This is a genomic window from Streptomyces chilikensis (genome assembly GCF_001642695.1).
GTDB classification, from domain to species: Bacteria; Actinomycetota; Actinomycetes; order Streptomycetales; family Streptomycetaceae; genus Streptomyces; species Streptomyces chilikensis.
In genome coordinates, this window is the sequence record NZ_LWCC02000005.1 from 4,393,905 (window position 1) to 4,414,931 (window position 21,027).

Genomic DNA, 21,027 nt, shown 5'->3' on the forward strand with positions numbered 1-21,027 from the left:
GCTCAGTCCTCCTTTCCGGTCAGCCGCGCCCGCAGACCGGGCGCGAGCGTGTCCATCACCTTCACCACCGCGCGGCGGGCCGGCAGCGGCAGCCGCCGCCTCAGCCGCAGCAGGAGACCACGCCGTGGGCGCGCTCCCTGCGGCAGGGCCGCGTGAGCGACCCGCACCCCCTCGCCCGTCACCCGCAGGGTGACCGGCAGGGGCAGGAAACGGGGATCGCCCGACCGCGGGGCGGGCGCCAGGGCCAACCGCAGCGGAACCGCCCGCGGCGCCCGGTCCAGGGGCAGCGCGACCTCCAGCACCGAGGTGGCGCCGGCGTCCGGCGACGAGGCGTCCGGTGACGAGGCGTCCGGCGACAGCGTGCCCGGAACCTCCGGCGCAGCGGCGGCAGCCGGGCCGGTCAGCCGCAGCAGCACCTCGGTCACATCCGGCACGTGCAGCGGCAGCGTCGCGCGGAGGCGTCCGCCGGCCACCGTGACGCCGGCGGGGGAGAGCCGGTCGAGGCGGAGGTTCCTGGTCGCCCTGTCGACGTCCAGCGACAGGGTGTCGCGGGCCGTCCAGTACGGCAGGACCACGCTGCCCGCCGTCACCGCGGCGTTCCCCGCCGGGCGAGGCGCCCCCGGCGCCGGGCCGACCCGGCACTCGCGGGCCCATCCGCCCATCTTCACCCGCACGAACAGGTCCCACAGCCCCGGCCGCAGCGGGGACCCGCCCGCCGCCACCACCGGATCCACCGACACGGACGCGCGCACCCGCAGCCCCACCCCGTCACCGGCGCCCTCGCCGGCCGGCTCCTTCTCCGGGGTCACCTCGACCGGCAGGTAGTACTGCGCGGCCGTGGTCCGCTCGCGGACCACCACGTCGACGGCCGCGGACCCGAACCGCGCGGTGGTGTCCGCCAGCACCCAGGCGATCGCCGCCCGCACGTCCTCGGGCGCGCCCTCCGGCGGGGTGTGGGCGCCGTCGGCCGGGAAGACCATGGGCGCGCCGTCCGCGGTGTAGTCCGCCACCAGGTCGAACCGCAGCACGCCCTTGTCCCAGCGGACCGGACCGGCGACGGCCCGCGGGGCGAGCGAGGCCTCCCACTCGGCGAAGGCCAGCGTGTCCTCGTACCGGCCGGCCGCGACCAGCGCCGCCACCACCCGCTGGGTGGGAGCCAGCGGGGCGGCCACCGAGGGACCGAACCGTTCGTTGATCACGTCCCGGATCTCGCCGAACATCTCGCGGCGGTAGTCGTCCGGAAGGGACAGCAGCCGCTTGCCCCGCATCCGCTCGACCATCTCGTTGCGCAGCCAGCGGCGGTACATCCGGTCGCGCAGCGGGCCCGGCCCGGTGTACCGCTCGACCACGTCGAGCGCCTCGCGCAGGTTCTTGAAGTAGCCCACCGGGTCGAACCGCTGGAAGCCGGCGTTCGAGGCGTCGTCGCGCTTGACGTGGTAGTAGCAGACGTAGTCGCCGAGCACCGAGATCGTCTCGGCCCGCAGGTACGCCTCGGCGATGAACACGTGGTCCTCGAGGCGACGGCGGCCCTCCGGGAAGCGCAGGCCGATCCGGTCCAGGAAGGCGCGCCGGAACATCTTGTGCGGTGTCAGACTGTCCATCAGCGGGGCGTTCTCGACGGTGGCCCGCGGATGGTTCTTCCGGAACAGTTCCACCGGCACCGGCCGGCCCTTGCCGGCCATCTTCCCGATGACGACGTCCGAGCCGTTCTTCACGGCGTAGTCGTACATCCGCTCGAGGGCTTCGTCGCCGAGGTAGTCGTCGTTGTCGACGAACATCACGTACTCGCCCCGCGACGCCTCGATGCCGACGTTGCGCGGCTTGCCCGACCAGCCCGACGGCTCCTGGTGGATCACCTGGATGTGGGGGTGCTCGGCGGCCAGCGCGTCCAGCAGGGCGGGCGTCCCGTCCGTGGAGCCGTCGTCCACGAAGACGGCCTCGAACTCCCCGGGCGGCAGCGACTGCCGCAGGAGCGAGTCGACGCAGTCCTTGATGTAGGGACCGGGGTTGTACACCGGGACGACCACACTGACCTTGACGGACATGCGTTTCACAGACTCCTCGAGAGACGGCCGTGGGGCGAACCTACCGTGGACCGCACGCCCTTCGGGGTCGGTCGCCCGCACCGGAAAATGTGCTGCCCTGCTCCTGACCGGACCCTACACTCGCATCAACCTCCGGGCCTCCAAGGGCCGTTGACGACCGCTTCGCGTCGTCCGGTCCGCCTCGGAGGACGACCGTGACGAGTGAAGGGGGACAGGCCGTGCGTCAGCGCCGCGTTGCCGTCGTTCCCCGTTCGCGGTACGAGGTGATCCTGGTGTCCCCGGTGCTCCGGCGCCCGCCGCGCGGCCGGCGCCGGACGTCCGCCACGCCCCGCTGAACCACGTCCGCCCGCGCGGCGTGGCGGGGCCGTGGCGGTGATCGCGCGTCCGAAGACCGGATCACCCACCGGAAAGGCCTCAGACCGTGCGCAACGACCTCACCCGACCCGCCCCGGTCCCCCCGGCCGCGGTCCCCCTCGCCGCCGTCCGCAACCTGGGCGTCCTGGCCCATGTGGACGCGGGCAAGACCACCGTGACCGAGCGCATCCTCCACGCCACCGGCGCCGTCCACCGGCCCGGCGAGGTGCACGAGGGCACCACCGTCACCGACTTCGACGCCCAGGAGCGCGAGCGGGGCATCACCATCTTCGCCGCCGCCGTCAGCTGCGCCTGGAAGGGATGCCGGATCAACCTGATCGACACGCCGGGCCACGTCGACTTCGCCGACGAGGTGGAACGCTCGCTGCGCGTGCTGGACGGCGCGGTGGTGGTCCTCGACGCGGTCGCCGGGGTCGAGCCGCAGAGCGAGGCGGTGTGGCGGCAGGCCGACCGGCACGGCGTGCCCAGGATCGTCCTCGTCAACAAGATGGACCGGGCCGGCGCCGATCTCGACGCCGCCGTCGCCTCGATCCGTGAGCGGCTGCATCCCGCGCCCTTGGCGGTCCAGCTGCCCGTGGGCACCGAGGACCGGTTCCGGGGCGTCGTCGACCTGCTCGGCATGCGGACCCTGGTGTGGCCCGACGGCGCCGGGGAGCCCGTGGAGGAGCCGGTGCCCCCGGAGCTGCTCGCCGAGGCCGGGCGGCGGCGGCGCGCGCTGGAGGAGGCCGTGGCCGAGCTGCACGCCGGGGCGCTCGAGGAGTTCTGCGAACGCGGCGCGCTCACCGGGCCCGCCCTGCGCGCGGCGCTGCGGGACCTCACCCGCACCGGCGACGGCGTGGTGGTGCTCTGCGGTTCCGCCTACCGGGACAAGGGGGTCGAACCACTGCTGGACGCGGTGGCCGACTACCTGCCGTCCCCGCTCGACCTGCCGCCGGTGGCGGGCAGCTGGGAGGGCGCCGAGGTGCGGCGCGAGGCCGACCCGCAAGGGCCGTTGGCCGCACTGGCGTTCAAGGTGAACGCGACGGCGACCGGCAGGCTGACCAGCCTGCGGATCTACTCGGGCACCCTGCGGAAGGGGGACGTCGTGCGGGACGCGACCACGGGCCGCACCGAGCGCGTCGCGCGGGTGCTGCGGCTGCGCGCCGACCGGTACCGCGAGGTGGAGGCCGCGGTGGCCGGCGACATCGTCGCCGTGGCGGGCCCCAAGGGCGTGCGGGCCGGTGCGACCCTGTGCGACCGGGAGCACCCGCTGGTGCTGGAGCCCCCGGCGCCGGCCGAGCCGGTGGTGTCGGTGGCCGTCGAGGCCGTCCGCTCCACCGATACCGGACGCCTCGCGGAGGCGCTCGCCCGCCTGGCCGAGGAGGACCCGTCGCTGACGGTCCGCACCGACGCGGAGACCGGGCAGACCCTGCTGTCCGGCATGGGCGAGCTGCACCTGGAGGTCGCGGTGGAGAAGATCCGCCGCTCCCAGGGCCCCGGTCTCACGGTCGGGCGGCCCCGGGTCGCCCTCCGCGAGACGGTGGTCGGCGGCACCGCCGGCTTCGTCCACCGGCACGTCAAGCAGGACGGCGGGGCCGGACAGTTCGCGCACGTCGTGCTCGACGTCGAGCCGCTGGACGGTGACGGTCCCGGGTTCGAGTTCCGGTCGGCGGTGACGGGAGGAAAGGTGCCGCAGGAGTACGTGCGCGCGGTGGAGGCGGGGTGCCGGGACGCGCTGCTGGACGGTCCGCTCGGCGGCCACCCGGTGACCGGCCTGCGGGTCGTCCTCACCGACGGCGCCACCCACGTCAAGGACTCGTCGGAGACCGCCTTCCGCACGGCCGGACGGGCGGGGCTGCGGGCGGCGCTGCGCGCCTGCCGCCTCGCGCTGCTGGAACCGGTCGCCGAGGTCACCGTCACCGTGCCCGCCGGCCACCTCGGCGGGGTGCTCGGCGACCTGGCCGCGCGACGCGGCCGGGTGCACGCTTCCGAGGCCCGGGGCGGGACGGCCGTGGTGGGCGCGGTGGTCCCGCTGGCGGAGCTGTTCGGCTACTCGGCCGCGCTGCGGGGCAGGACGCGGGGCCGGGGGACGTTCGTCTCCCGGCCGGCCGGGTACGCGCCGGCCCCGGTCACGGCGGCGGGCTGAGCGGGTCCGGCGGGGCGCGTGCCCTCACGGCCGCGCTCCGCCGGACGGCGCGGGCGGGCGTGCCGCGACGGCCGCCCGCACCCGGGCCCGCCGCCACCGCGGCGCGGGCGCGGCGGCGGGCGGCGCCGGACGGGGCCGCGGGGGCGCGGCGGTCAGCCGACCCCGGTCCAGCCCTGCGGAACCGTGCCGAGCCGGACCCGCTGCGGATGGTCGCCCACCGGGGTGGAGGTGATCTTCCGGCCGGTGGCGAAGGAGATCGAGGTGACCCGGTCGGCGCCCGACTCGGAGACCACGCACGCGCTGCCGTCGCCGGTGACGGTGGACCAGTACGGCTTGGAGACCGGAACCAGCGGGCCCTCCTGGAGGGTCGAGCGGTCCACGATGGTGGCGTAGTCGTCCATGGTCCCCGCGACGCACAGGTTCCGGCCGTCGGGCTGCATGGTCAGGCCGTGGTGGCGGGAGTCGTTGACGAAGGAGGTCCGGTCGTCGGAGGTGGCCGGGTTCTTCGGCAGCGTCTTGATCCGGGTGATCCTGTCGGCGGCCACGTCGTACTCGAAGAAGCCGTTGAAGTACGACACCTGGAAGTAGAGCTTCGACTCGTCCGGGCTGAACGCCGCCGGGCGGACCGCGTCCGAGTGGCCGCCGTAGCCGGCCGCGTCCAGGCGCTGGCGCATGTCGATGGTGCGGACCACCTCCAGCGTCCCGGCGTCGGCGACGGTGATCCTGCGGTCGCCCTTGAGGAAGTCCATCCAGGGCGCGTCCATGTCGTTGTTGACCTCGCCGATGGACATGTTCCAGATCTTGCCGTCACTGGTGAAGACGTTCTCGTGCGGCTTGTCCCCGGTGGGGAAGCTGCCGATCTCCCGGCCGGTGCGGATGTCGAGGACGTGCACCTTGTTCCCGGTCGACGCGGAGACCGCGACCCGGTTGCCGTCGGGGGAGACCGCCATGTGGTCGGCGCGGAAACCGTCCACCTGGAAACGCCAGTTGATCCGGCCGGTGGTCAGCGAGACGGACACCACGTCGGCGAAGCTCGGCCGGGAGACGACCACCGAGGAGCCGTCCGGTGTGGAGTACATGTCGTCGGCGAACTGGTCGTGGCCCTCGCCCGCGGTCTCGCGGATGACGAGGAAGCCGGCCAGCCGGACCGGGTTGAGGTAGATCTCCCGCAGGCGCTGCTCCTTGTCCGGGATCAGGTCGATCTTCCCGACGGGGGACAGTTGGGCGTCGGAGGACAGCACGCTGGCGGTGCCGTCCCAGTTGTTGGCGACGTAGAGCACCTCGCGCTGCTGCGCCTCCTCGGCGCCGGCCTGCCCCGCACCCGCGACGGTCAGCACCGTCGCGGCCGCCAGCGCACAGAACACACGTCCGCGTCCGACCTTCTCTCTCACGCTGTGCTCCTGTCTCCGGGAACCGGATCCACTCCGGACCGCTTCGCTGTTACCGGGGGTAAGGTAATGGCCCCGCGAGTCGGTAACCAGAGTCCGCGCACACCTGGTCGACGTGAGCACGCCGCCGCACCCCTGTTTCGGCCACGCCCGTCCCCCCAGGAGCCCGCCCATGGACTTCGGACTCGTCCTCCAGACCGACCCGCCCGCCTCCCGCGTGATCGAGCTGATGCGGCGCGCCGAGCGGAACGGCTTCAGCCACGGCTGGACCTTCGACTCGGCGGTGCTGTGGCAGGAGCCGTTCGTCATCCACAGTCAGATCCTCGCGCGGACCGAGAGGCTGACGGTCGGCCCGATGGTCACCAACCCCGGCACCCGCACCTGGGAGGTCACCGCCTCCACCTTCGCCACCCTCAACGACATGTTCGGCGACCGCACGGTGTGCGGCATCGGGCGCGGGGACTCGGCGATGCGGGTGGCCGGCCGCAGACCCAGCACGCTGGCCACCGTGGCCGAGGCGATGCGGGTGATCCGCGCCCTGGCCTCCGGGGAGGAGGCCGACCTCGGTGACGGCACCGTGATCCGGTTCCCCTGGGTGCGGCCCGGGACCAGGCTCCCCGTGTGGATGGCCGCGTACGGGCCGAAGGCGCTGCGCACGGCCGGCGAACGGGCCGACGGATTCATCCTCCAGCTCGCCGACCTGTACCTCACCGAGTACATGGTGAAGGCCGTCCGGGACGCCGCCGCGGCGGCCGGCCGGGATCCGGACGAGCTGACCGTCTGCGTGGCCGCGCCCGCCTACGTCACCGACGACGACTCGCCCGAGGCGCTCGCCCACGCCCGCGAACAGTGCCGGTGGTTCGGGGGCATGGTCGGCAACCACGTGGCCGATCTGGTCGGCCGGTACGGCGCCGGCGGCACGGTCGTGCCGCGCGAGCTCACCGACTACATCGCGGCCCGCCAGGGCTACGACTACTCCCACCACGGCCGCAGCGGGAACCCGGACACGGCCTTCGTCCCCGACGGGATCGTCGACCGGTTCTGCGTCCTGGGCCCCGTGGAACGGCACCTGGAGAAGCTGGCCGCCCTGCGCGACCTCGGCGTCGACCAGTTCGCCGTGTACGACATGCACGACGCGCGGGAGGAGGTCGTCGACGCGTACGGCGCCCATGTGATCCCCGTCCTGGGCGGCCGGGGCGGTGCCGGGCGGCCGGGGTGACCGGGACGGCCGGCACCACGGCCGACGTCCACGGGGTCCGTGACGTCCGGCTGACCGGCGGGCCCGCGAGCGGCCCGGGCGGGACGACGTGCGCCGTCGCGGGGTCCGGAACGCCGCGCCGGGGCCGCGGGCTCAGCCGGCCGGCTTCTCCAGCGCGGCCAGCGCCTCCCCGGCCGCCTTCGCCGCGCCGTCACGGATCTTGTCGGCGCTCGGCGTCGTCTTCTCGACGAAGTCGCCGCCGTTGTACGTGACCACGACCAGGGCGTTGCCCGAACGGACCGTCAGCTCGGTCTCCTGGACCTTGTTGCCCTTGTCGCTGGTCCTGGCGCTCAGCGAGTACGCCTCGTCACCGAGTCCTGTGAACGGCCCGCCCTTGCCGTCGGCGACGACGCGGTCGAAGGCCTTTCGCGCGTCCTCGTCGGACCGGCGTATCTCGTAGGACACGTCGAGCCACCGGTACGAGTAACCCTTGAGGGCGTGCCACTGGCACATCCGGCGCACGTCCTTGTCGGTGGACGCCAGTTCACCGGTGGTCAGCTTGCCCGGCACCAGCGTGGAGACGGTCTTCCCGGAGACCGCCTTGCAGGGGTCCGGCGCCTTCTCGTACGTCTTCTCCGGCTCCTCGGACCCGCCGGAGGCGCCCGACTCCTTCCCGGTCCCGCCGCCGCCCTCGCCGGAGTCCTCGCCGCCGGAGTCCGAGGACCCGCCGGACGAGCCGGACTTCTCGCCGCTCGCGGCCGCCTCCGGCGGGTCGGCGAGCGGACCGGCGGACATCGCCCAGCCCGCCGAGGCGAGCAGGACGACCGGCATCAGACGCACAGTGAGAGCGAGCGGCAGGGAAAAGGGCACGGCGCACTTCTCTGGGAGACGACGGCGGAGCCTGCCGGGGCAGGCGAACGCCAGTCAAACATGTGTTTCCGCCGGTACGGAAGCCCGAACTCGCTCCGTGGCCGGCCGGTCACGAACACGAACGGAAGGGACCGGTCCCTCCACGGAGCGAGCGGGCTGCGCGGGCTCAGCAGACGCCGTCGCCGGGCTTGGGATTGCCCAGGCCGAACAGCGGACGCAGCTTCAGGCCGATCCAGGTCCCGCCGAGCGCGAAGGCTCCCCACAGCCAGCCGTGCAGGCTGCCCGAGGCGATTCCCGCCAGGTAGGCGCCGATGTTGCACCCGCCGGCCAGGCGTGCGCCGATGCCCATCAGCACGCCGCCCAGCACCGCCGCCACGGCCGTGCGCCAGGGGATGTTCCGGTGCAGGGCCCAGGTCCCGCCGAGCGAGGCGGCGACGGCCGCACCGATCATGATGCCGATGTCGGTGAGGCTGGTCCTGTCGGCCAGGACCGGGCCGGCGAGCATCTCGGCGTTGCCGGGACGCTGCCACCAGGTCCAGTTCTCGGGATGCCCGCCCAGCGCCCCCACCAGCTCGGAGCCCCAGAGGCTGAAGGCGCTGGTGATGCCCCAGGCCCCGCCGGACACCAGCAGCACCGCGCCGCCCAGGGCTGCCAGCACCAGGGCGCCGGCCGCCGGCGGCCAGGAGCCGCGCACCGCGCGGGCCGACGCGCCCCGCGCCGACGGGACGGCGCCCACCGGCGGAGGGTTGCGGCGCGCCTGGATCCGCCGGGTGACCAGCACGATCAGGGCCAGCGCCGCGACGGTCACCGCCCAGGATCCGAACCAGCCGATGTGATCGGCCAGCACCACCGGCTCCAGCGCGGGCAGGTCCTTCCAGAGGTCGAACTGCCAGGCGGCGAGAGTCGCGCCGGCGACGAACCCGCCCAGGGTGAGCACCAGCGCGGACTGGCCGGAGCCCACCACGTAGAGCGTGCCGGAGGCGCAGGCGCCGCCCAGCTGCATCCCCACGGCGAACAGCACCGAGCCGATCAGCAGGCCCAGGCCCAGCGGTCCGGCCGACGGCGCGGGGGCGGAGCCGAACAGGCCGGTCCCGGTGCCGATGACCAGGGCGAACAGGGTGGCCGTGGTGCCCAGCAGCAGGGCGTGGGCGCGCAGCCCGGCGCCGTTGCCGACGGCGACCAGCTGCCGCCACGCGGAGGTGAACCCGAACCGCGAGTGGAACAGGGCGACGCCGAGACCGAGGCCCAGCAGGAGCAGCACGCCCGGCTTGGCCCCGTGCGTCGCCCAGACGGAGACGGTGAGCGCCACGGCGAGCACCGAGGAGACGGCCAGCGGTCCCTTGCGGACCGGCTTCAGCGGTGGGGCCGGCGGCGCGGGGCGGGAGGTGGGGGCGGGGGAGAACAAGGGGGCGGCGGTCCGCGCGCGCGGCGGCGCGGCCGTCACCTCGGTGGGAGGCGCGGTGGTCAAGGAATCTCCAGGGTCGCGTGGGGGGACGGAGCCGGAAGGGCCGGGAACCGTCGCCGGCGCGTGGGGCGTGGACGACGAGGCGCGGGTCAGCTGTGACAGAGAGCGTCGTCGACGCACCAGGCCGAGGTCGCGAAGAGCGCGAAACGCAGCAGGGAGGCGGGTGCGGACATGCTGACGAATATACGGAGAGAGTTGCCTGTATGGGGCAATTGTCTCGCCATGCGGGCGCTTTTTTGAGACGTGAAGCAGGTGCACGCCACGTTCGCGGGCCGAGGCCGTCTCCGCCGCGCGCCGCCGAAGCCCCGGGGCGGCCACGGGCCGGCCCAGGTCACGGCACGCGCGCGGTCCACTCCTCGGTGGCGAACTTCGTCCGCACCAGTTCCTCAGCGCGGTCCATCTCCTCGGCCGTGACCTCGCCGACCGTCAGCCCGTGGCGGTCGCGGAAGGAGGCGATCATGTTCTCGATGACCTGCTCCCGCGCCAGCCCGGTCTGGCGGCGCAGCGGATCCACGCGCTTCCTGGCGCTCCTGGTGCCCTTGTCGGACATCTTCTCCTTGCCGATGCGCAGCACCTCGAGCATCTTGTCGGCGTCGATGTCGTAGGACATCGTCACGTGGTGCAGGACGGCGCCGGGGCCGCCGTCCGGGCCGACCACCCGTTTCTGCGCCGCGCCGGCGATCTTTCCGGCCTCCGTGGCGATGTCGTTGAGCGGCTGGTACCAGGCCTTGATGCCCATGTCGCCGAGCGCCCCCAGCACCCAGTCGTCGAGGTACGCGTAGCTGTCGGCGAAGGAGAGTCCGGAGACCAGGGCCTCCGGGACGGACAACGAGTAGGTGATCGTGCTCATGGGCTCGACGAACATCGCGCCGCCGCCCGAGATGCGGCGCACCACCGTGATCCCGTGCCTGGCCGCGCCCTGCGGATCCACCTCGTTGCGCAGCGACTGGAAGCTGCCGATGACCACCGCCGGCGAGGCCCACTCCCACACCCGCAGGGTCGGCGGCCGCCGACCGGCGGCCACCTCGGCGGTGATCACCTCGTCCAGCGCCATGTGCAGCGCCGGCGCCTGCGGCCCCCCGTGGATCAGCTGCCAGTCGTAGTCGCCCCACTCCGTCGCGTGGGCCAGGGCGCGCCGGACGGCGATGCCGACGCCCTCCGCGGTCAGGCCCAGCATCACCGTCGACTCCGGCAGGGCCGCCGTGATCCGGGCCGCCAGCCCGGCGGCGTCCGTGGACACCGGGGCGCCCTCCAGGGCGCCGTCGATCGAGAGGATCGCCTCGTCGGGCTCCAGGAAGAAGTCGCCGGCGACGCGCACGTCGCGCAGCACGTCGCCCTGGACGTCCAGATCCACGACGACCAGCTTGCCGCCGGGCACCTTGTACTCGCCATGCACGGCCACGTCCCCTTCCCGTGCGCGGCGTACCGCCGAGGCCCGGTGCTCCGGTCCCGGGACGGACGCGCACATGCCTGGTACCGCACTCCGATTCTCCTGCGCGGCGATCGAAGACGCAGCCTCGGCGGCGCCGGAACGCGGCCGCCGCCCCGGCCCCGGTCCGGGCCTGCGCGCCGGCGCTCTCCCCCCTCCGGTCCCGCCCGCCCGGAAAACCGCCAAAACTTCTTTGCGAAGAACTCTTCGCAAAGAAGTCTTGGCGGTCTATGGTCGTCGCATGGAGAGAAGTGACGAGGTGCGCCTGGACGCCAAAGGGCTGCGGGCGATGGCCAATCCGCTGCGGGTGCAGATCGTCGGGCTGCTGCGCCGGCACGGGCCCTCGACGGCGACCCGGCTGGCGCAGCGGCTCGGGGTGAACTCCGGCAGCGCCAGCTACCACCTGCGGCAGCTCGCCGAGGCGGGCTTCGTGGAGGAACTCACCGACCGGGGCAACGCCCGGGAACGGTGGTGGCGTTCGGCCCACCGGATGACGCGGTTCGACGACCGCGAGCTGGCCGCGCGCGAGCCGGACGCCACCCGCGCCTACCTGCAGTCCGTCGCCGACACCTATGCCCTGCGGGTACGGCAGGCGCTGGGCGAGGTGGAGACCCTGCCGGCCGGGTGGCGGGGGACCTTCGACATGAGCGACTGGGGGCTGCGGCTCACGCCCGCCGAGGCGGTGGCCCTGCGCAAGGAGCTGGCCGCCGTGCTGAACCGGCACCGGCAGGAGGCCACGGAGGCCGCCGCCTCCGCGCCGTCCGAGGCCCGGACGGTCTCCGTGATCCTCCAGATCCTGCCCGACCTCGGTGACGAGGACGGGACGGACGTGGACGGTGCGGACGGCGAACACGGCGAACACGGCGAACATGGCGAACACGGCGATGGCGGCGGGCACGGCCGCACGGGCGGCATACACGGGGGAGAGGGCGCATGAGGGACGGCACGGGGGAACCGCGGGCGCGGCGTGACATGAAACCGCTGGCCGGCGTACTGGCCGCGATGGCGGTGTCGCTGACCGGGACCCGGGTGGCCGCGGTGGCCGTCCCGTGGTTCGTGCTGGTCACCACCGGCAGCGCCACGCAGACCGGCCTGGTCGCCTTCTGCGAGATGGCGCCCTACGTGGCGGTCAAGGCGCTCAGCGGGCCGGTGGTGGACCGGGTCGGACCACGCGTCGTCTCGTGGACCACCGACCTGGTGAGCTGCGCGGCCGCGTTCGCGGTGCCCGTCCTGCACGCCGCGGGCCTGCTCCAACTGCCCGCCCTGCTGGCGCTGGTGGCGCTGATCGGCGCGGCCCGCGGGCCCGGCGACCTGGCCAAGGAGGTCATGGTCCCGGACGCCGCGGACCGCAGCCGGGTGCCGATGGAGCGGGCCATGGCCTTCTCCGGCACCGTCGAACGACTCGCCTCCACCATCGGCCCGGCGGTCGGCGGCCTGCTGGTCGCGATGCTCGGCCCGATCACCGTGCTGCTGGTCAACGCCGCCTGTTTCGCGCTGGGTTCGGCGCTGGTCGCGGTGGCGCTGCCGCGCGCCGTGGGGCGCCCCGCCGGCCGGCCGGAAGAACGCGAGGGCTACTGGCGCAGCTTCGCGGCGGGCTTCGCCCTCGTCCGTCGCGACGGCCTGCTCCTGACCGTGGTGCTGATGATCACCGTCACCAACCTGTTCGACGCCGCGCTCATGTCCGTCCTGCTGCCCGTCTGGGTCAAGGAGTCGGGCCACGACGCCGCCCTGCTGGGCGTGGTGATGGCGGTGTTCAGCGCGGCGGCGGTGGCCGGCAGCCTGCTCGCCGCGGTCCTCGCCCACCGGCTCAACCGGCGGCTGGTGATGCTCGTCGGGTTCACCCTGGTCGGCGCGCCGATGCGACTGGTCCTCCTGGGCGACCTGCCCGTCCCCCTGATCCTCGCCGTCTTCGTGATCGCGGGCCTCGGCGCGGGCTTCATCAACCCGGTGCTGGGAGCCGTCTTCGTCGAGCGGGTCCCGCGCGAGATGCTCGGCCGCGCCAACGCCCTCGCCGACTCGCTCTCCTGGGCCGGGGTCCCGTTCGGCGGGCTGCTGGCCGGAGCGGCGGTGGGTCTCGTCGGCCTGTCACCGGCGCTGCTGGTCAGCGGCGTCCTCTACTTCCTGACCACCACCCTCGCCGGACTCCGCCCGGAATGGCGGGAGATGAGCCGCCCGAAGGGGGCGCGCCCCGTCCCCACGACGGGTCCGGTCGGGGACCCGGCGGGGTAGAGGCGCCGGCGGTGTCCGGCGCCGGCGGCCGGACCGTCCCGGTCTCACATGCCGATCGCCCCGTCGATGCGCTCGCGGAGCAGGTCGGCGTGGCCGTTGTGGCGGGCGTACTCCTCGATCATGTGGATGAGGACCCAGCGCAAGGACACGGTTCCGCGCCAGGAGTCCTCACCCTCGACGTCCAGGTCCGGGGCCCGGATGGCGAACCGTTCGGCGAAGGCCACCTCCGTCCGCCAGGCCCGCCAGGCCGCCTCGACGGCCCCGGGGACGTCCGCGGCGCCGTCGAAGTCGCCGTCCGGATCGGCCGGCGAGGAGAAGAGGGGCGGTGCGGCCTGCCCGGCCAGGACCCGCCGGAACCAGCGGCGCTCCACATCGGCGAGGTGCCGGACCAGCCCGAGCAGCGAGAGCGTGGACGGCTCCACGGACCGCGAGGCCAACTCCGGTCCCACGCCGGAGCACTTGAGCCGCAGTGTGGCGCGCTGGGCTCCCAGGACATCGAGGAGGATGCGCCTCTCGTCGCCCGTGGTCGGGCCGGTGAACCGGTGGGCCCCCTCGGCGCCGCCGAACAGGTCGCCCCTTCTGGTCAGATCTCCCACGTCCGCCCCCTCGGAGCGGGGGAGCCGGCCGGGGCCGAGGCGCCGCGCAGGCGGCGCAGGGCCAGCTCCTCGGCGGCCCGGGCCGGGGTCCGGCCGTGGCGGTGCGCGGTGTCCAGCAGCTCGTCGACCGTGGTCCCGATGGCGAGGACGCGCGCCTGGGCCCGGTCGGCGCCGACGCGGTGGAGTTCGGTGCTGACGGCGTTGATGACTCCGCCCGCGCTCACGACGTGGTCCGGCACCCACACGATGCCGCGGTGATGCAGCAGGTCGGCGACGTCCGGTGAGGCGAGCTGGTTGTTCGCCGGTCCGACCACGGCACGGCAGCGCAGCTCCGGCACGGTCTGCTTGGTCAGGACGGATCCGAGAGCCGCCGGGACGAGGATGTCCACGTCCGCGGCGAGGATCCCGTCGGGCGGGCACCAGAGGGCGCCGAGCTCGTCGGCGATGCCGCGTCCGGCCGGGTCGATGTCGGTGACCGTCAGGGCGGCCCCCTCCGCGGCCAGGAGGCGGGCAAGGCCGGCGCCGACGCGCCCCAGCCCCATCACGGCGAGACGGAGGCCCTTCATGCTCGCCGTGCCGTACAGCCGTCGGCCGACGGCCCGCAGCGCGGCAAGGCTCCCCCGCGCGGTGTGCGGGGACGAATCGCCACTGCCGCCCAGGCGCGCCGGCCGGCAGAACACGTACGGGGTGGTTTCCCCGATCAGCGCCATGTCGTCCGGGCCGGTGCCGACATCCGGTCCCGTGGCGTACCTCCCGCCGAGCGAAGCGATGACGTCCGCCACGTCCCGCAGCACGTCGCGGCGCCGACGGGGGTCGAGCTCCCCCCTGCCGGGCAGGACCACGACGGTCTTGCCTCCGCCGCCGGGCAGCCCGGCCACCGCGAACTTGGCGGTCATGGCGGCCGACAGGCGCAGGGCGTCGGCGAGGCCGTCCCGCCAGTCGGGGTAGTGCCAGAGCCGGAGACCGCCGGCGGCCGGACCGAGCGCCGTGGAATGAATGGCCACCATCACCGGAAGCCCTGAACGCTCACCCGTGTGAATGACGACCTGCTCGTGGTGCAGCATGCGACCGTCCTTCCTGCATCGGTTCGGTTGTCGGACGTCATGCTGCACGGCCGGTGCGGGGATCCGGGCAACGACCGAACACCTGACTGAAGTTGGGTACGGTTGCCGGTCATGGACGAACTTGATTCGGCGATCGTCGGACTTCTCCAAACGAATGCGCGGACGTCCAACCGGGAGCTGGCCCGGCGGCTCGGCATCGCCCCCTCGACCTGCCTGGAGCGGGTCCGGGCGCTCCACCGGCGGGGCGTCATCCGCGGTTACCACGCCGACATCGACCCCGCGGCCCTGAACCGCAGCGTGCAGGCGCTCGTGTCGGTTCAGGTGCGCCCGCTCAGTCGCGGCGTCATCGACGCCTTCAAGAACTTCGCCAGCGGCCTGCCGGAAGTGCTCCATGTGTTCGTGCTCTCCGGAGGCGACGACTTCCTCCTGCACGTGGCGGTGCAGGACCTCGAGCACCTGCACGCCTTCCTGACCGACCGGCTCAGCAAGCGCGGTGAGATCACCGGATTCCGCACGTCCGTGGTCTTCCAGCAGGTGAGCACCACCGCCCCCGCCCGCCTGCCCGCGCCCGGCGGGTGAGCCCGGACGGGCGTCGTCCTGCCGAGGAGGCCGACGATCCACCCGTGCGGCCGTGCCGTGGCATCGTGGTGGCGACGATCAGCGGAGACTGTGCCGCGGCCCCGGTGCCGCGGGAGACGGAGGTGCGTCGGTGACTTCTTCCTCGATGCCGAGCCGCCCACCCGTGGTGGGCGTCGGCGCGGTCCTGCTGCGGCCGGACGGCCGTGTCCTCCTCGGCCACCGTGTGAAGCGGGGCGAGCCCGCCTCCTGGTGCCTGCCCGGCGGCCATCTCGAACCGGGGGAGAGCTGCGAGGCGGCCGCCGTGCGGGAGATCGCCGAGGAGAGCGGGATCCACGAGGTGCGGGACGCGCGGGTGTTCGCGTTCGCGCTGGACGACGTCGCGGACCGCGTCCACCTCACCGCCGGTGTGCTCGTACGCACGGTGTCGGACGCTCCGGCGGCCTCCCTCACCGAACCGGACGTCTTCGCGCGGTGGATCTGGGTCTCGCCGGCCGAGCTGCCGGCCTCGCTGTTCCCCGCCAGCGCGGCGCTCATCGCGGCATGGCGGGGGACACCGGCGCCGGACGGCTGGACGCTGTACCCGGCTTCCGGGGCCGTCGTCCCGGCCGGCGGCCGCTGACCCGCCCGCTCCTCAGGCCACCGGACCGGGGACATGCGTCCGGAGGAAGTCCAGCAGGACCCGGTTGAAGCGTTCCGGCTGCTCGGCCCCGGGGAGGTGCCCGGCACCCTCGACGACGCTCAGGGTGGCGTGCGGGACGAGGCGGCCGATGGCCTCGGCGTCGGCGACCGTGGTGTAGACGTCGTCCGCACCGACGACGATCAGCACCGGGCACCGGGTGGCCGCGAGCGTCTCGCGGTAGTCGGGGCGTTCGGCCCGGCCGCGCAGAGCGGCCGCGGCACCGCGGGGATCGGTGGCACGCATCATGGCCAGGACGTGTGCGGCGACCCCGGGCAGCGCGGTGACGTTGTAGGAGGCCAGCATCTTGTCGATGACCTCGTCCGCGTAGCCGGCCATGCCGTCGGAGAGCAACCGGTCGGCCAGCCGATTGCGGAACGCCTTGCCCTCGGCGGTCTCGGCCGGCGCCGAGGTGTCCGACAGGACGAGAGCGCGGACCCGGCGGGCGTACCGGCGCTGCATCTCCATGGCGATCTGACCGCCCATCGAGACGCCGCCGACCACCGCCTGATCGATGCCGAGCAGGTCCATGAGACCGGCCAGGTCGTCCGCGAAGCCGGACAGGTACACCTGGCCGGGAGTGACGTCGCTGTCGCCGTAACCGCGCAGGTCCGGGGTGACGACCCGGTAGCCGGCCGCGGCCAGCGCGCCGCTCTGCGGAGCCCACAGGGTGCGGTTGAAGGGGTGCCCGTGGATCAGCAGGACCGGCAGCCCCGTCGAAGGGCCGGTGTCGTCGTAGTGGAGTGTGGCGCCGTTCACCGTCGCCCGGCTCATCAGGCCTCCCTGCAGGGGCAGTCGGGATCGTCGCGGCACAGTACACCCTTCCCGTCGCCCCCTCGCCGACCGGCCCGTCGATCGCTACACTCACACCCGCCCGGGCCGGGGGCGAAGGGCGCACGGCGACCGGCAGCGAGGTGAGAGGCCCTGTGTTCACCACCCGACCCACCCTCCAGGGAACCTTCGGCATGGTGTCGTCCACCCACTGGCTCGCCTCGCAGTCGGCGATGGCGGTGCTGGAGGACGGCGGCAACGCCTACGACGCGGCGGTGGCGGCCGGGTTCGTGCTGCACGTCGTGGAGCCGCACCTCAACGGTCCGGCCGGCGAGGTGCCGATCATCCTGGCGCCCGCCGGGGGAGAGGTGCGGGTGCTGTGCGGCCAGGGCGTCGCGCCCGCCGCGGCGACGGTGGCGCACTACCGCGGCCTCGGGCTCGAACTCGTGCCGGGCACCGGCCCGCTGGCCGCGGCCGTGCCCGGGGCGTTCGACGCCTGGATGGTGCTGCTGCGCGACCACGGAACCAAGGAGCTCGCCGACGTCCTGCAGTACGCCATCGGATACGCCGAGGACGGCCACCCTCCCGTGGAGCGGATGGCGCAGACCGTGGAGACGGTGCGGGAACTGTTCGAGGCGGAGTGGACCTCCTCCGCCGAGGTGTACCTCCCCGGCGGTGAACTCCCGCGCCCGGGAACCCTGTTCCGCAACCCGGTGCTCGCCGCCACCTGGCGACGGCTGCTCGCCGAGGCCGGCGCGTCCGGCGGCGACCGGGTCGCCCGCATCGAGAGGGCCCGCGAGACCTGGCGCTCCGGGTTCATCGCCCGCGCCCTGCTCGGGCAGTCCGCCCGGCCCACCCTGGACACCAGCGGCGAACGCCACACCGGCCTCCTCACGGCCGAGGACCTCGCCTCCTGGTCCGCCTCCTACGAGCCTCCGGCGACCTTCGACCGGCAGGGCTGGACCCTCTGCAAGGCGGGTCCGTGGAGCCAGGGGCCCGCCTTCCTCCAGCAACTCGCTCTCCTTCCCGAGAAGTTGCCGCCGTCCGGGTCCGCCGAACACGTCCACCTGCTCATCGAGGGCTGCAAACTGGCGATGGCCGACCGCGAGGCCTGGTACGGCGACGCCGATCCCGGCCGAACACCGCTCGCCGACCTGCTCTCCGCCGGATACAACGCCGAACGCCGCCGGCTGATCGATCCCGCCGAGGCGTCCCGGGAACTGCGCCCCGGCAGCCCCGGGGGCCGCCCCCCGCGCCTGGCCGCGCAGGCCCGTCTGATCGCCGACGACACCCCTGAGTTCAGCGCCCTGGGCGTCGGCGAACCCACCGTCGCCCGGGACGGCGGGACCCGCGGCGACACCTGCCACCTCGACGTCGTCGACCGCTGGGGCAACATGATCGCCGCCACCCCCAGCGGCGGCTGGCTCCAGTCCAACCCGGTCGTCCCCGAGCTGGGCTTCCCGCTCGGCACCCGGCTCCAGATGACCTGGCTCGAGGAGGGCCTGCCCAACACCCTCACCCCCGGCCGCAGGCCGCGCACCACGCTCACCCCGTCGCTCGCCCTGCGCGGCGGCGTCCCCGTCCTGGCCTTCGGCACCCCGGGCGGGGACCAGCAGGACCAGTGGCAGCTCCACTTCTTCCTCGCCGTCGCCGAACGCGCCGAGGTCCGCGGGGGCCTCGACCTCCAGGGCGCCATCGACGCCCCGAACTGGCACAACGAGTCCTTCCCCGGCTCCTTCTACCCACGCGGCATGCGCCCCGGCCGGGTCGTCGTCGAGGCGGGCATGGACCCCGCCGTCGTGGAGGAGCTGCGGCGGCGCGGCCACGACGTCGTGGTGGGGGAGGAGTGGTCGGAGGGACGCCTGTGTGCCGTCGCCCGCGACCCGGGGACCGGGCTGCTGTCCGCGGCCGCCAACCCGCGGGGGATGCAGGGGTACGCCGTGGGGCGGTGAGCGCCCCACGGCGCGGCGGCGCCGCCGGTGCGGACACGAGCAAGGCTCATTGTCAGATAACAGCAACAATGCGCCCTCAGTCCGGCCGGCGCCCGGTGACCGCCGTGCACCCGTCGCCGCCGGCCCGGCGGGGCGGGAGGGCGGCGCTCGATGACGGCCGGTCAACGGAGCCCGCCTCCGCCCCGTGTCGGCGCGGCGGCCTATCCTGATCACCAGGAGGACACCGCCGACGAAGGAGTCCGAGGTGCCGTCGACATCGATACTCGACGCGGTCGTGGTGGGCGCGGGACCGAACGGGCTGACGGCTGCCGTCGAGCTGGCCCGGCGCGGGTTCTCGGTCGCCGTGTTCGAGGCGCGTGACGCGGTGGGCGGGGGAGCGCGCACCGAGGAGCTCACGCTGCCCGGTTTCCGGCACGACCCGTGTGCCGCCGCCCATCCGCTGGGCATCGGTTCGCCCGCGTTCCGGGCCATGCCGCTGGACCGGTACGGGCTGGAGTGGGTGCACGCCCCGCTGCCGATGGCCCACCCCTTCCCGGACGGCACCGCCGCCGTGCTCTCCCGGTCCGTCGCCGAGACGGCGGCCTCCTTCGGCCCCCGGGACGCGGGCGCCTACCGGCGGCTGGTGGAGCCGCTGCTGCGGAACTGGGACACGCTGGTCCGCGACTTCATGTCGCTGCCGCTCAGCGCCCTGCCGCGCGATCCGGTCACCCTCGCCCGCTTCGGCCTCGTCGGGCTGCCCCCGTCGACCTGGCTGATGCGGCGCTTCCACGACGAGCGGTTCAAGGCGCTCTTCGCCGGCCTGGTGGCCCACGTGATGGCCCCGCTGGGCGGGCCGGCCACCGGCGCGGTCGGCCTGGTCTTCGCCCTGGCCGCGCACGCCCGCGGCTGGCCGTTCGCCCGCGGCGGCTCGCAGGCGATCTCCGACGCGCTGGCCGCCTACCTCGCCGACCTCGGCGGCGTCGTGCACACCGGCTACGAGGTCAAGCGCCTCGACGACCTGCCGCCCGCCCGCGCCTACGTCTTCGACACCTCGCCGACCGCGCTCGCCCGCATCGCCGGACTGGGCAACGCCTACCGGGACTACCGGTACGGCGCCGCCGCCTTCAAGATCGACTACGCGCTGGACGGCCCCGTGCCGTGGACCGCGCCCGAGGCCCGGCGGGCCGGAACGGTCCAGGTCGGGGCGAGCGCGGCCGAGATCGGCGAGGCCCTGAACGCGGCCTCCCGCACGGAGCACGCGCCGGACCGTCCCTTCCTGATCACCACCCAGCCGGGCGTCGCCGACCCGAGCCGCGCCCCCGAGGGCAAGCACGTCTTCTGGGCCTACGGCCACGTCCCCAACGGCTGGACCGGCGACCTCACCGACGCCGTCGAACGCCAGCTGGAGCGGTTCGCCCCCGGCTTCCGCGACCGGGTCCTCGCCCGCGCGGTCAGCGGCCCCGCCGAGCTCGCCGCCCGCAACGCCAACTACGTCGGCGGCGACATCGCCTGCGGCTCGGCCTCGGGGCTGAGGCTGATACTGCGGCCCGGCATCACGCTCCACCCGTACCGGACCCGGCACTCCGCGGTCTACCTGTGCTCCTCCGCCACCCCGCCCGGGCCCGGCGTCCACGGCATGTCCGGCCACAACGCGGCGAAGGCCGTCTGGCGCGAGCTGAGGAGGAACAGCCGGTGACCGCGGACACCCGGATCACCCTGGTGCGGGGCGACATCACGCGGCAGTCCGTCGACGCCGTCGTCAACGCGGCCAACTCCTCCCTCCTGGGCGGCGGGGGCGTCGACGGCGCCATCCACCGCCGGGGCGGTCCGGAGATCCTCGCCGCCTGCCGTGCCCTGCGCGCCTCCCACTACGGCCGCGGCCTGCCCACCGGCCAGGCCGTCGCGACGACCGCGGGCCGCCTGGACGCCCGGTGGGTGATCCACACGGTGGGGCCGGTGTTCGACCCGCACGAGGACCGGTCGGGCCTGCTGGCCTCCTGCCACCGCGAGTCCCTGAGGGTGGCGGACGAACTCGGGGCCCGCACGGTCGCTTTCCCGGCCATCTCGACCGGTGTCTACCGGTGGCCCGTCGAGGACGCCGCGCGGATCGCGGTCGAGACGGTCCGTGCCACCGCGACACAGGTCGAGGAGGTCCGTTTCGTCCTCTTCGACGACCGGGCCCACGAGGCGTTCGCGGCGCGGGTGCGCTGACCGTCCCGTCGCCGCCCGCCGCCCGCCGCCCGCCGCCCGCCGCCCGCCGCCCGCCGCCCGCCGTCCGCTCGCGGC

The 21,027-nt window shown here is 74.3% G+C and carries 17 protein-coding genes; 9 read left to right on the top strand and 8 right to left on the bottom strand.

Features of this window, described 5'->3' with window-relative positions; genetic code table 11:
- Positions 1-2: 2 nt before the first annotated feature.
- A complete protein-coding gene (locus tag A2U95_RS19755) occupies positions 3-2,045 on the bottom strand; it encodes a glycosyltransferase family 2 protein (protein WP_166024375.1) in 2,043 nt (680 codons plus the stop codon).
- A 421-nt stretch (positions 2,046-2,466) separates the two neighbouring features.
- On the opposite strand from A2U95_RS19755, the gene fusA reads away from it, so the two are divergent.
- Positions 2,467-4,545, top strand: a complete 2,079-nt coding sequence (fusA, locus tag A2U95_RS19760) for an elongation factor G (protein ID WP_166024377.1) — start codon at positions 2,467-2,469, stop codon at positions 4,543-4,545.
- A gap of 152 nt (positions 4,546-4,697) precedes the next feature.
- On the opposite strand, the gene A2U95_RS19765 is transcribed toward fusA, so the two are convergent.
- The gene (locus A2U95_RS19765; RefSeq protein ID WP_240957375.1) at positions 4,698-5,936 is read right to left on the bottom strand and encodes a YncE family protein; all 1,239 of its coding nucleotides are present in this window, start codon (positions 5,934-5,936) and stop codon (positions 4,698-4,700) included.
- 169 nt (positions 5,937-6,105) lie between these two features.
- Between A2U95_RS19765 and A2U95_RS19770 the strand changes: the two genes are divergently transcribed.
- On the top strand, positions 6,106-7,152 hold the full coding sequence (locus A2U95_RS19770; RefSeq protein WP_166024378.1) for a TIGR03842 family LLM class F420-dependent oxidoreductase: 1,047 nt from the start codon (positions 6,106-6,108) through the stop codon (positions 7,150-7,152).
- 132 nt (positions 7,153-7,284) lie between these two features.
- Here A2U95_RS19770 and A2U95_RS19775 read toward each other — a convergent pair whose 3' ends face one another.
- The 3 genes from A2U95_RS19775 to A2U95_RS19785 all read right to left on the bottom strand — a co-directional run bounded on the left by A2U95_RS19775 (position 7,285) and on the right by A2U95_RS19785 (position 10,862).
- Positions 7,285-7,962 (bottom strand): hypothetical protein, encoded by a 678-nt coding sequence (locus A2U95_RS19775; RefSeq protein ID WP_166024380.1) that lies wholly within the window; start codon positions 7,960-7,962, stop codon positions 7,285-7,287.
- 205 nt (positions 7,963-8,167) lie between these two features.
- Positions 8,168-9,469: a YeeE/YedE family protein gene (locus A2U95_RS19780; protein ID WP_166024381.1), complete on the bottom strand. Its 1,302-nt coding sequence runs from the start codon at positions 9,467-9,469 to the stop codon at positions 8,168-8,170.
- A 328-nt stretch (positions 9,470-9,797) separates the two neighbouring features.
- The gene (locus tag A2U95_RS19785) at positions 9,798-10,862 is read right to left on the bottom strand and encodes a lipoate-protein ligase LplAB (RefSeq protein ID WP_166025397.1); all 1,065 of its coding nucleotides are present in this window, start codon (positions 10,860-10,862) and stop codon (positions 9,798-9,800) included.
- A gap of 274 nt (positions 10,863-11,136) precedes the next feature.
- Between A2U95_RS19785 and A2U95_RS19790 the strand changes: the two genes are divergently transcribed.
- Complete coding sequence (locus A2U95_RS19790) at positions 11,137-11,832, top strand: ArsR/SmtB family transcription factor (RefSeq protein WP_166024383.1); 696 nt, start codon at positions 11,137-11,139, stop codon at positions 11,830-11,832.
- Entirely contained in the window at positions 11,829-13,124 is a 1,296-nt protein-coding gene (locus A2U95_RS19795; protein ID WP_166024385.1) for an MFS transporter, read from the top strand. Before A2U95_RS19790 ends, A2U95_RS19795 begins: the two co-directional genes overlap by 4 nt.
- A gap of 44 nt (positions 13,125-13,168) precedes the next feature.
- Here the strand turns inward: A2U95_RS19795 and A2U95_RS19800 are convergent, their stop codons facing one another.
- Positions 13,169-13,720 carry a DinB family protein gene (locus tag A2U95_RS19800; protein WP_206282917.1) on the bottom strand — a complete coding sequence of 184 codons (552 nt, stop codon included), beginning with the start codon at positions 13,718-13,720 and terminating at the stop codon, positions 13,169-13,171.
- Complete coding sequence (locus A2U95_RS19805) at positions 13,708-14,784, bottom strand: Glu/Leu/Phe/Val dehydrogenase family protein (protein WP_166024387.1); 1,077 nt, start codon at positions 14,782-14,784, stop codon at positions 13,708-13,710. Before A2U95_RS19805 ends, A2U95_RS19800 begins: the two co-directional genes overlap by 13 nt.
- 111 nt (positions 14,785-14,895) lie before the next feature.
- Here A2U95_RS19805 and A2U95_RS19810 point away from each other — a divergent pair, with 111 nt between their 5' ends.
- Positions 14,896-15,363, top strand: coding sequence for an Lrp/AsnC family transcriptional regulator (locus A2U95_RS19810; RefSeq protein WP_166024390.1), 468 nt, complete (start codon positions 14,896-14,898; stop codon positions 15,361-15,363).
- 130 nt (positions 15,364-15,493) lie between these two features.
- Complete coding sequence (locus A2U95_RS19815; RefSeq protein WP_166024391.1) at positions 15,494-15,982, top strand: nucleotide triphosphate diphosphatase NUDT15; 489 nt, start codon at positions 15,494-15,496, stop codon at positions 15,980-15,982.
- Positions 15,983-15,994: 12 nt separating this feature from the next.
- On the opposite strand, the gene A2U95_RS19820 is transcribed toward A2U95_RS19815, so the two are convergent.
- Positions 15,995-16,813, bottom strand: coding sequence for an alpha/beta fold hydrolase (locus A2U95_RS19820; RefSeq protein WP_166024393.1), 819 nt, complete (start codon positions 16,811-16,813; stop codon positions 15,995-15,997).
- 152 nt (positions 16,814-16,965) lie between these two features.
- Between A2U95_RS19820 and A2U95_RS19825 the strand changes: the two genes are divergently transcribed.
- From A2U95_RS19825 to A2U95_RS19835, 3 genes are all read left to right on the top strand, one after another.
- Positions 16,966-18,762 (top strand): gamma-glutamyltransferase family protein, encoded by a 1,797-nt coding sequence (locus tag A2U95_RS19825; protein WP_166024395.1) that lies wholly within the window; start codon positions 16,966-16,968, stop codon positions 18,760-18,762.
- A gap of 259 nt (positions 18,763-19,021) precedes the next feature.
- A complete protein-coding gene (locus A2U95_RS19830) occupies positions 19,022-20,437 on the top strand; it encodes a phytoene desaturase family protein (protein WP_166025401.1) in 1,416 nt (471 codons plus the stop codon).
- The gene (locus tag A2U95_RS19835; protein ID WP_166024397.1) at positions 20,434-20,952 is read left to right on the top strand and encodes an O-acetyl-ADP-ribose deacetylase; all 519 of its coding nucleotides are present in this window, start codon (positions 20,434-20,436) and stop codon (positions 20,950-20,952) included. The genes A2U95_RS19830 and A2U95_RS19835 overlap by 4 nt, the downstream gene beginning before the upstream one ends.
- Positions 20,953-21,027: the final 75 nt, after the last annotated feature.